Origin of the sequence: Sporomusa sp., assembly GCF_035561155.1 — a bacterium.
Classification (GTDB): Bacteria; Bacillota; Negativicutes; order Sporomusales; family Sporomusaceae; genus Sporomusa.
The window spans coordinates 40082-48666 of record NZ_DATMYD010000100.1 but is presented as its reverse complement, the minus strand read 5'-3'; the positions used below and the strand labels follow the sequence as shown (position 1 = coordinate 48666).

Annotated in this window: 7 protein-coding genes and 1 riboswitch; of the genes, 5 read left to right on the top strand and 2 right to left on the bottom strand. The window is 46.5% G+C overall.

The annotated features are described in order from the left end of the window. Positions 1 to 172 precede the first annotated feature (172 nt). Complete coding sequence (locus VN447_RS13990) at positions 173 to 1033, bottom strand: EamA family transporter (RefSeq protein WP_325525959.1); 861 nt, start codon at positions 1031 to 1033, stop codon at positions 173 to 175. A 217-nt stretch (positions 1034 to 1250) separates the two neighbouring features. Between VN447_RS13990 and VN447_RS13985 the strand changes: the two genes are divergently transcribed. The 5 genes from VN447_RS13985 (at position 1251) to VN447_RS13965 (ending at position 7892) form a co-directional block, all read left to right on the top strand. After that, a complete protein-coding gene (locus VN447_RS13985; RefSeq protein ID WP_325525958.1) occupies positions 1251 to 2726 on the top strand; it encodes an ATP-binding protein in 1476 nt (491 codons plus the stop codon). A 123-nt stretch (positions 2727 to 2849) separates the two neighbouring features. Further along, positions 2850 to 2951, top strand: a riboswitch (purine riboswitch). A gap of 154 nt (positions 2952 to 3105) precedes the next feature. Then, positions 3106 to 4224, top strand: coding sequence for a BMP family ABC transporter substrate-binding protein (locus tag VN447_RS13980; protein ID WP_325525957.1), 1119 nt, complete (start codon positions 3106 to 3108; stop codon positions 4222 to 4224). A gap of 170 nt (positions 4225 to 4394) precedes the next feature. Continuing rightward, positions 4395 to 5909, top strand: coding sequence for an ABC transporter ATP-binding protein (locus VN447_RS13975; protein WP_325525956.1), 1515 nt, complete (start codon positions 4395 to 4397; stop codon positions 5907 to 5909). Next, entirely contained in the window at positions 5899 to 6960 is a 1062-nt protein-coding gene (locus tag VN447_RS13970; RefSeq protein ID WP_325525955.1) for an ABC transporter permease, read from the top strand. Before VN447_RS13975 ends, VN447_RS13970 begins: the two co-directional genes overlap by 11 nt. Continuing rightward, positions 6960 to 7892 carry an ABC transporter permease gene (locus VN447_RS13965; protein ID WP_325525960.1) on the top strand — a complete coding sequence of 311 codons (933 nt, stop codon included), beginning with the start codon at positions 6960 to 6962 and terminating at the stop codon, positions 7890 to 7892. The genes VN447_RS13970 and VN447_RS13965 overlap by 1 nt, the downstream gene beginning before the upstream one ends. A gap of 134 nt (positions 7893 to 8026) precedes the next feature. Here the strand turns inward: VN447_RS13965 and VN447_RS13960 are convergent, their stop codons facing one another. Next, on the bottom strand, positions 8027 to 8536 hold the full coding sequence (locus VN447_RS13960; protein ID WP_325525954.1) for a hypothetical protein: 510 nt from the start codon (positions 8534 to 8536) through the stop codon (positions 8027 to 8029). Between the last annotated feature and the right edge of the window lie 49 nt (positions 8537 to 8585).

Here is an 8585-nt window from a genome sequence, read left to right as displayed (position 1 = left end):
GATCTAAGCTACCCACCACAGTTTAGTTGTGAATCTTGTGGCGGGGTAATGCATCCACGTTACTATAAAGGGGTCCATGGATTCGAGTACCGGATTTCGGATGTGCTCGATACCAAAGGACCGCGTTAGCGGTTTTTCTTATTGCTAAATTATGGCCGAATCTTTACTGTGGCTATCCAATAGACAGCGCTGCTAAACCAACAACCATTGCACTAGCTCCTGCGAGGCGTACTTTAACATTGCCTTCAGCGAGAAGTTTGGCTCCCATCGCAGTACCGATTAGAATGCTGACTTCTCTTGCCGGCGCAATATAGCTTACAGGACTGTATACCATGGCGGTTAGCACTAAAATGTAGGCTAACGGGCACAAAATAGCTACACCAAGAGCCTCAAACTTGTGAAGGGTCCATTGCTCTTTTACCTTATCCCAATTTTTGAGCGCATATGGGGTTAGCAGAAATACTCGGCCCAAATTTGATGACCAATCCAGCAGTAACGGCGGAATCAGGAAGCTGCTGACTGCCAATTTGTCCGAAATCGTATATCCTGCAATGACAATGCCGCAGAGAATGGCAAAGATCATTGGCTTACGGGCGGCAGGGTCTTTCATTTTTATAGGATTGCCGGTAATCACAATAATACCCAATCCAATTAAACCAGCTCCGGAAAGTGCGATGAGGGATGGATGTTCTCCAAGAAATACAATGGCGGCAATGGTCGAGAGCATCGGGCCTGTGCCTCGGGCTAAAGGGTAGATGAGAGAAAGGTCGCCGATGGTATAGCCTTTATCCAGCAAGACAAAATACAAGGAATGAAGCGCGGCACTGCCGAGCATGAAGCCTAACTGATACCAGCCGATAACTGGTTTTTGTACGACAAGTATCCAAACCGCTAAGGGTAAATAAAGTAGAACAGACATGCTGGCGAACAACCAAATGAAGGCAGTTCCGCCACTCGCCTTTTTTGATAAATAATTCCAGGCAGCATGGCCAAAGGCGGCTGCCAAGACAAGCGTGATAGCCAGACCGGTCATAACTATTCCCTCCAGTAAAATGCTTGTTGACTAATGATTTTATCATAATAATTGTAACCGTACAGGTAATTTTTGGCTAGTATCTCTTTGCATTAAAAGCACAGGCTGGAATAGTGATACAACTGATTATTTTGCAGGAGGATTTAGTCGATCAATATCAAATAGTATAATTTAGAAGTGTGTAATTGTCAGGCTCTAATATGTGAGGCGGCCGGCTGTGGAAAGACAATGCGGCAGGCGGATGAATAGGAGGCTTGAAGCTATCAGAAACGGCGAAGTTGATGCTCTTCTAATCGATAAGGACAAACAGAAAAGCGGATATTTTTCTGAAAGTGCAGACGGGTTGTATAAGGTGTTTGTTGAATCGATGCAAGAAGGGTGTATTGTTCTAAGTCCTGCAGGCAACGTCCTATTTTGTAATGACAATTTTTCAGACATGGTCGGCTTATCAAAAGAGCAGATATGTGGGACATCGGTATATAACTATTCACCGAACACTGATGTATTAGATGAGATACTCTCGCTAAGTAATTTGAAGGTAAAACTTGAAGGCGATGTGCTATGTTCCAATGGCACATACATACCAACAAAACTATCATCTACCTGGGTTGACAGTGGATTAGAGCGAATGGTTTGTGTTGTTGTAACAGATCTTACTCAGCAGAAAAGTGATGAAAGATTTACAAGCCTGATCTTTGAGCAAGCAATAGAACCAATTATTATCTGCGACAAACAAGTTCGTATCATTCGGGCTAACAACTCTGCTCTAAAGTTATTTGGGCCTGAAATAATCAACAGGAATTTTAATGAAGCCTTACCCCTCTTCCTACAGTCAGGGGAGCAGTTGTTTCTTAATAAGCAAACAGGTGTTGTAAAAGGAACAGAGGTCTGCTTATTAGCACAGGATGGCAGGCAATATTCATTTATTCTGACCATTGGGCCTATGCGATTTCGTCAGTCGGGGGAGTATGACGGCTGGGTTATTACAATGACCAATATAACGGAGAATTTACGAATTTTGAATGAAATGAGCCGGCTTGGCAGGCTTAATCTTATCGCTGAAATGGCTGCTGGCATCGGTCACGAGGTAAGAAACCCGATGACAATAGTTCGTGGGTATTTGCAAATGTTTCATAGGAAGCAACAGTTCTCCGACTATAAAGAATCCTTCGAGATTATGATTGACGAGTTAGACCGGGCAAATGGAATTATCACCGAATTTTTATCACTTGCAAAAAACAAGCCTGTATTGCTATCTCCCGTCAGCCTAAACCGGATTATTGAAAGCCTTTTTCCTCTGCTGCAAGCAGATGCTTTTTGTCAAGGTCACAACGTTGATTTGCAGCTAGGAGATATCCCGGAAATACTGGGTGATGAAAAAGATCTCCGGCAATGCTTATTAAACCTGGTTAGAAACGGGTTGGAAGCAATGAAAAATAAAGGGATTGTAACATTAGTAACTGCCTACGACTGCGGCAAGGTAATGATGTCTGTAATAGACACTGGATCAGGGATTCCGCCCTACGTTATGGAGAATCTAGGTACTCCATTCATAACAACTAAAGAAAACGGAACCGGTCTTGGCTTACCGGTTTGCTATCGCATAGCAGACAGGCATAATGCAAAGTTGGAGGTCGAAACCTCAAGCCAGGGAACCGTCTTTAGGCTTGTTCTTCTACCAACAAATGCATAGTATTAGTGAAGATCTCGTTTGGAATTTAAATAGGCTAGACTTAGAGCATAAATGCAGTAGTTTTATAGACATTTGTCTCATTATGCGGTATACTCAATCCGAAAACAGTATTTTTTGTATGTTAAGCTGAATTGAATATGTGCTCGTATAATCCTGGAGATATGGTCTGGGAGTTTCTACAAGGGAACCGTAAATGCCCTTACTATGAGTGGAAGTGTCCTATTCTATGGGAAAACCATGGAAAAGCCCGGCAGGAGGTCCGCTCTCAAAGTTGAGTGCTGACCTGTCTTTGCTCGGGCTTTTGTGTTTATTGGGGCTGCTCTGGGTTAATCCCTTACATAGAGCGAGTGGCAATCTTAAAGTAACAGGAGGAGATACGGTGGTAAGGCAAGGAAAACGGAATACAGGTCTACTGATGCTGGTTACACTATTGGTCTTAGCCATCCTGATCGCAGGCTGTAGTGGACAAAAACCGGCAGAAAACCAGCCCGCAAAAGCGGAAAAGGTGAAAGTGGCATTCATTTATGTAGGACCGGTTGGGGATGCAGGCTGGTCATATGCCCATGATCAAGGCCGTAAGCAATTGGAAAAAGACATGCCCAATGTGGAAACAACTTATGTAGAAGCAGTTCCTGAGGGTGCTGACGCAGAGCGGGTACTTACGGAGCTCGCGATGAAAGGCAATAAAATCATTTTTGCCACCAGCTTCGGTTATATGGATTATGTGCAAAAAGTGGCTCAGAAGTTTCCCGATGTTACCTTCTTGCACTGTTCCGGCTTCAAAACAGCCAACAACGTAGGTACATATTTTGGTAGAATGTATCAAGCCAGGTACTTATCCGGTATTGCTGCCGGTAAGCAAACCAAAAGCAATACGATTGGCTATGTAGCTGCGTTCCCGATTCCTGAAGTTGTGCGTGGCATCAACGCCTTTACCCTGGGGGTACAAGCCGTCAACCCGGATGCCAAGGTAAAAGTAGTCTGGACTAATACCTGGTATAACCCAGCTACTGAAAAAGATGCGGCTAAGAGCCTCCTTGACACAGGTGCTGATGTGATCGCTATGCATCAGGACACTCCTGCTCCAATGCAAGCAGCTGAAGAAAAAGGTAAATTTGCCGTGTCATATAACACCGATATGCGTAATTTTGCTCCCAAAGCTATACTGACTGGTCCTGTGTGGAACTGGGGACCATATTACGTGAAGACAGTTAAGTCCATCTTGGATAAGACCTGGAAATCAGATCAATACTGGGGACCGATGGCTGATAACATCGTTGACCTTGGGCCTTACGGACCAATGGTTGCTGAAGATACCAAAGCTATGATCGCTAAGAAGAAGGAAGAAATCGTTAAGGGACAATGGGATGTATTCACAGGCCCCATCAAAGACCAGCAAGGCAATGTAAAAGTTCAAGCCGGTCAAAAAATGGCTGACAAGGACATGCTCGAGTTTAACTGGTTTGTACAGGGTGTGGAAGGAACTATTCCTAAGTAAGGTGCTGCGGAGGCCGTTTTGTAATCGAAACGGCCTTCTCTGATGTTAATACCGGCTAAAGGCTGTACAAACTGTGTCTGGGGAGATTGCTGGATGATTGGCAGTGGGCATTTGATCTAAAAGTGCCCACCGCCAAGGATCAAGTTTAATCCAGAAGGGTGGTTTATGTAGTGACAATTCCCATGGTGGAAATGATTAATGTAACGAAACGATTTCCGGGAGTAATTGCGAATGATCGTGTCAGCTTGACCATTAATAAATCCGAAATTCATGCGTTGCTTGGCGAGAATGGGGCAGGGAAAAGTACCCTAATGAGCATTCTTACAGGTCTATACCGACCAGACGAGGGGGAGATCTACCTTCGCGGGCAAAAGGTAGACCTGCGGTCCCCGAAAGACGCTGTCGCTCACGGCATCGGTATGGTGCATCAGCATTTTAAGTTGATTAAATCCTTTACTGTGGCGGAAAACATTACTCTTGGGCTTCGTAATACAGGGGTATTTTTCAACAAGACCGAGGTTGAGGAACAGGTAGGAAAGTTTTGCCAGCAATATGGCATGTTGATTGACCCCGCTGCCAAGGTATGGCAGTTATCTGTGGGAGAGCAGCAGCGTGTAGAGATTCTGAAGGCTTTATTCCGTGGTGCTGAGATCTTGATTCTGGACGAGCCAACAGCAGTATTGACCCCGCAGGAGGCCAGAGACCTATACAGGACCCTCAGGCTGATGGCCAAACAAGGCAAGGCCATTATTGTCATTTCGCATAAGCTTAGTGAAGTATTGGAAGGCACTGATGCAATCACAGTTTTACGCGGCGGTCAGTCTGTTGGTCAGACCCGGACTGAAAGAGCTGATGAACAATTGTTAACCAGAATGATGGTTGGAAAGAGTGTGGCGCTCAGTTGTGCGAAAAGTCCTGCCACGCTAGGTGCAAAGGTATTAGAGCTGGAGAACATCTCCTGTTTAAATAACCGTGGTCAACTCGCTATTCGGGCGCTATCGCTTGACATTCATGAAGGTGAGATTCTGGGGATTGCCGGGGTGGCTGGCAATGGTCAAAGCGAACTGGCAGAGACAGTGGCTGGACTACGGGAGCTTGAGGCAGGAAAGCGGCTTATTAAGGGAATTGATCTCTCAGCCGGCAGCCCAAAAGAATTTATCGAAGCCGGTGTCAGCTATGTTCCGGAAGACCGCCTAGGTACAGGACTGGTGCCCGGACTGGATGCTGTAGACAACTACCTCTTAAAGAGCTATGGCCAAAAAGGTTACTTTATCAACTGGAAAGCAGCCTTAGAGGAAACCCAGCAGGTCATTCAACGTTTTGGAATAAAGATTGCCAATGTGGCTAATCCTGTTCGGATGTTGTCTGGCGGAAATCTGCAGAAGCTGTTGTTGGCCCGGGAAATTACGGCAGATCCTCGACTGATCGTAGTCGTGTATCCGATGCGCGGCCTTGATGTGGGAGCCATGGAAACAGTACGTCAGTTGCTGCTTAAAGAGCGGGCAGCCGGTAAGGCTATACTGCTTATTTCCGAGGAGCTTGATGAATTATTTGCTTTGTCAGATCGATTAGCGGTGCTTCACCGGGGTGAATTAATGGGGGTTGTCGATCCCTGTATGGTATCTGTTGAAGATGTCGGACTGATGATGGCCGGTGAGAGGATGGTGACAAAGCATGCGGTTTGAAAAACGGGACGCAGTTTCGAAGAAGATGATCGTGGCCGTACCGATTCTGTCGATTGTTATTGGCCTTGTTTTTGCAGGTCTTTTTATCGCACTCTCTGGCAAAGATCCGCTTGAGGTGTATCATTTGATGTTCACAGGGGCCTTTGGGTCAGTTTATGGACTATCCGAGACCCTGGTAAAAGCAGTGCCCCTGATTTTGGCTAGTTTAGCTGTTTCGATCGCATTTCGTATGCAATTATGGAATATCGGCGCAGAGGGGCAGCTCTATATGGGGGCGTTTGGCGCCACTTGGGTCGCCTTAACCTATCCCCAGTGGCCTGCCTGGCTGCTGTTACCTGCCATGCTTTTGGCCGGATTTCTCATGGGCGGTCTGTGGGGACTGCTGCCTGCGATTCCCCGGGCTTATTTTAAAGTCAATGAGACAATAACGACATTACTGCTTAATTATATTGCCATGCTCTGGGTGGATTACCTGGTCTATGGTCCCTGGAAAGATCCCAAAGGACTCGGGTTTCCCATTACCGCTCCGTTTTCTGAGGGCGCCATTTTACCTTCTTTTGGGGTTACCCGTATTCATTTAGGAATTGTATTTGCACTGCTGGCAGTTTTTATATTATATGTTGTACTCCGTTATACCCGCTGGGGGTTTGAGATCCGGGTCAGCGGCGAAAGCGCCGCAGCGGCCCAATACGCAGGCATGAATTATGTGCGAAATATTTTATTGGTGATGTTCATCAGCGGCGGTTTGGCTGGTCTGGCGGGTATGACTGAGGTTTCTGGTATTACCCAGCGACTTCAGCACGGCATTTCGCCGGGCTACGGCTATTCGGCGATCATCATTGCGTGGCTGGCCCGTCTGAATCCGTTTGCGATTGTTCTAGTGTCCTTTGTCTTTGGCGGGATGTTGGTGGGCGGTTTTAGTATCCAGACCAGCGGATTTCCGGCCGCGACGGTGGCAATGCTGCAGGGAGCCATCTTGTTTTTTGTGGTTGGTGGAGAAATCTTTGTGCAGTATCGACTAAACTGGCGTGAGAAGGAGCGGAGTGTGTGATGGAACAGTCAGTATGGGTAGCTATTTTAGCTACAGGAATTATTGCCGGTACGCCCATTCTTCTGGCTGCCCTAGGGGAAATCGTTTCCGAGCTTGCCGGAGTAATGAATCTTGGGGTTGAAGGCATGATGTTGGTCGGTGCGGTTACAGGCTTTATGGTTGCCATGCACACAGCTGACCCCTGGCTAGGCTTGCTGGCTGCCGTCGTTGCCGGCGGGTTAATGGCCCTCATCCACGCCTTTCTAACCATTACTCTACGGGCAAATCAGGTTGTTAGCGGTTTGGCGCTGACCATTTTCGGAACAGGGTTGAGTGGTTATATTGGAAAATCCCTGATTGGGGTGCCGCTGGCCAATACGTTTAAACCGTTTGCCCTGCCTGGGCTCAGTGAACTGCCAGCCGTTGGCAAAATCCTGTTTCAACACGATGCCCTTGTTTATCTTAGTTACGGGTTAGTAGCCTTGCTGTGGTTTTTCTTATTCCGCACCAGAAAAGGGCTGGAAATGAGAGCTGTGGGTGAGAATCCCGGGGCGGCCGACACCGCAGGGATTAATGTGTTTGCAGTACGGTATCTTTTCGTTGTCATCGGCGGGATGCTTGCCGGTATGGCCGGAGCTTATCTATCCTTGGCTTACGCGCCGTCCTGGCTTGAGAACATGACAGCAGGCCGTGGCTGGATTGCAGTGGCCTTGGTCATATTCGCTACGTGGCATCCGGCAAAAGCCTTCCTCGGCAGTTTTCTGTTTGGGACAATTGACGTGCTTGGTTTTCATATGCAAAACTTTGGGATTGCCGTGCCGTCCTTTTTTCTTAAGATGTTGCCTTACGCGATTACCATTGTTGTTTTAATCATTGTTACCCGCGAAACCAAGAAGCGGCGGGTGGCTGCGCCGGAAGCGCTTGGTATTCCTTATAACCGGGAAGAGCGGTGATAACGTTTCTGTACCTTGATTGCTATGTGGGGTACTTTTTATGAATCTTTGCTGATCTTACAGCAAAAGAGATATTGGCATTCTAATAGGTTGCTTAAACATAAAGCTTGTGGAGTAAGTACTCCACAAGCTTTTTATAATGACTTGAAGTAAGCCCGGGTTTCGGCAATTATTTGTGGACGTCGATCCTGCCAATCCTCAATCATACGACATTGCATTTCGTTACGCCATTTAAAATAAGCATACATTTCTACCAAATGCTCCAGATTAACCGGCCTAGCAGACTCATCAACCATTTGCTTGGCTCTGACTATCATATCTACACTTGCCTGAAGCGGTGGCAAAAGTACGCTGAGCCGATTGGCCCAGAGGTGTTCGCTGAGAGTATAGTAATCAGAACGTTGCCCAGGAATCAAAACCTTTTTTAATATTTTCTCATCAACCATTATGCGGAGTTCTTTACTCAGAGCGCCTTTAGTGACAGACAGCAGAGCACATAGTTCGCCGGAAGAAAGATGCGGCTGCGGTGCTAAGACTAAACATGCAACTATTCGACCATGCATTCGCGAAAAACTAAATTTTTCGCTTAGAAGAGCGCATTCTTCAATAAATTCCCGCCACTGAGTGGTAAAGGGTTCTGGCATTAAACATCCTCCTCAGAAATGACAACTTTAATATATTATAAAAATTATT

Excerpts from the sequence above, each read along its gene's own strand:
- VN447_RS13960 (WP_325525954.1), bottom strand. The coding sequence starts at position 8,536 with ATGCCAGAACCCTTTACCACTCAGTGGCGGGAATTTATTGAAGAATGC.
- VN447_RS13990 (WP_325525959.1), bottom strand. The coding sequence starts at position 1,033 with ATGACCGGTCTGGCTATCACGCTTGTCTTGGCAGCCGCCTTTGGCCAT.
- VN447_RS13965 (WP_325525960.1), top strand. The coding sequence starts at position 6,960 with ATGGAACAGTCAGTATGGGTAGCTATTTTAGCTACAGGAATTATTGCC.
- VN447_RS13970 (WP_325525955.1), top strand. The coding sequence starts at position 5,899 with ATGCGGTTTGAAAAACGGGACGCAGTTTCGAAGAAGATGATCGTGGCC.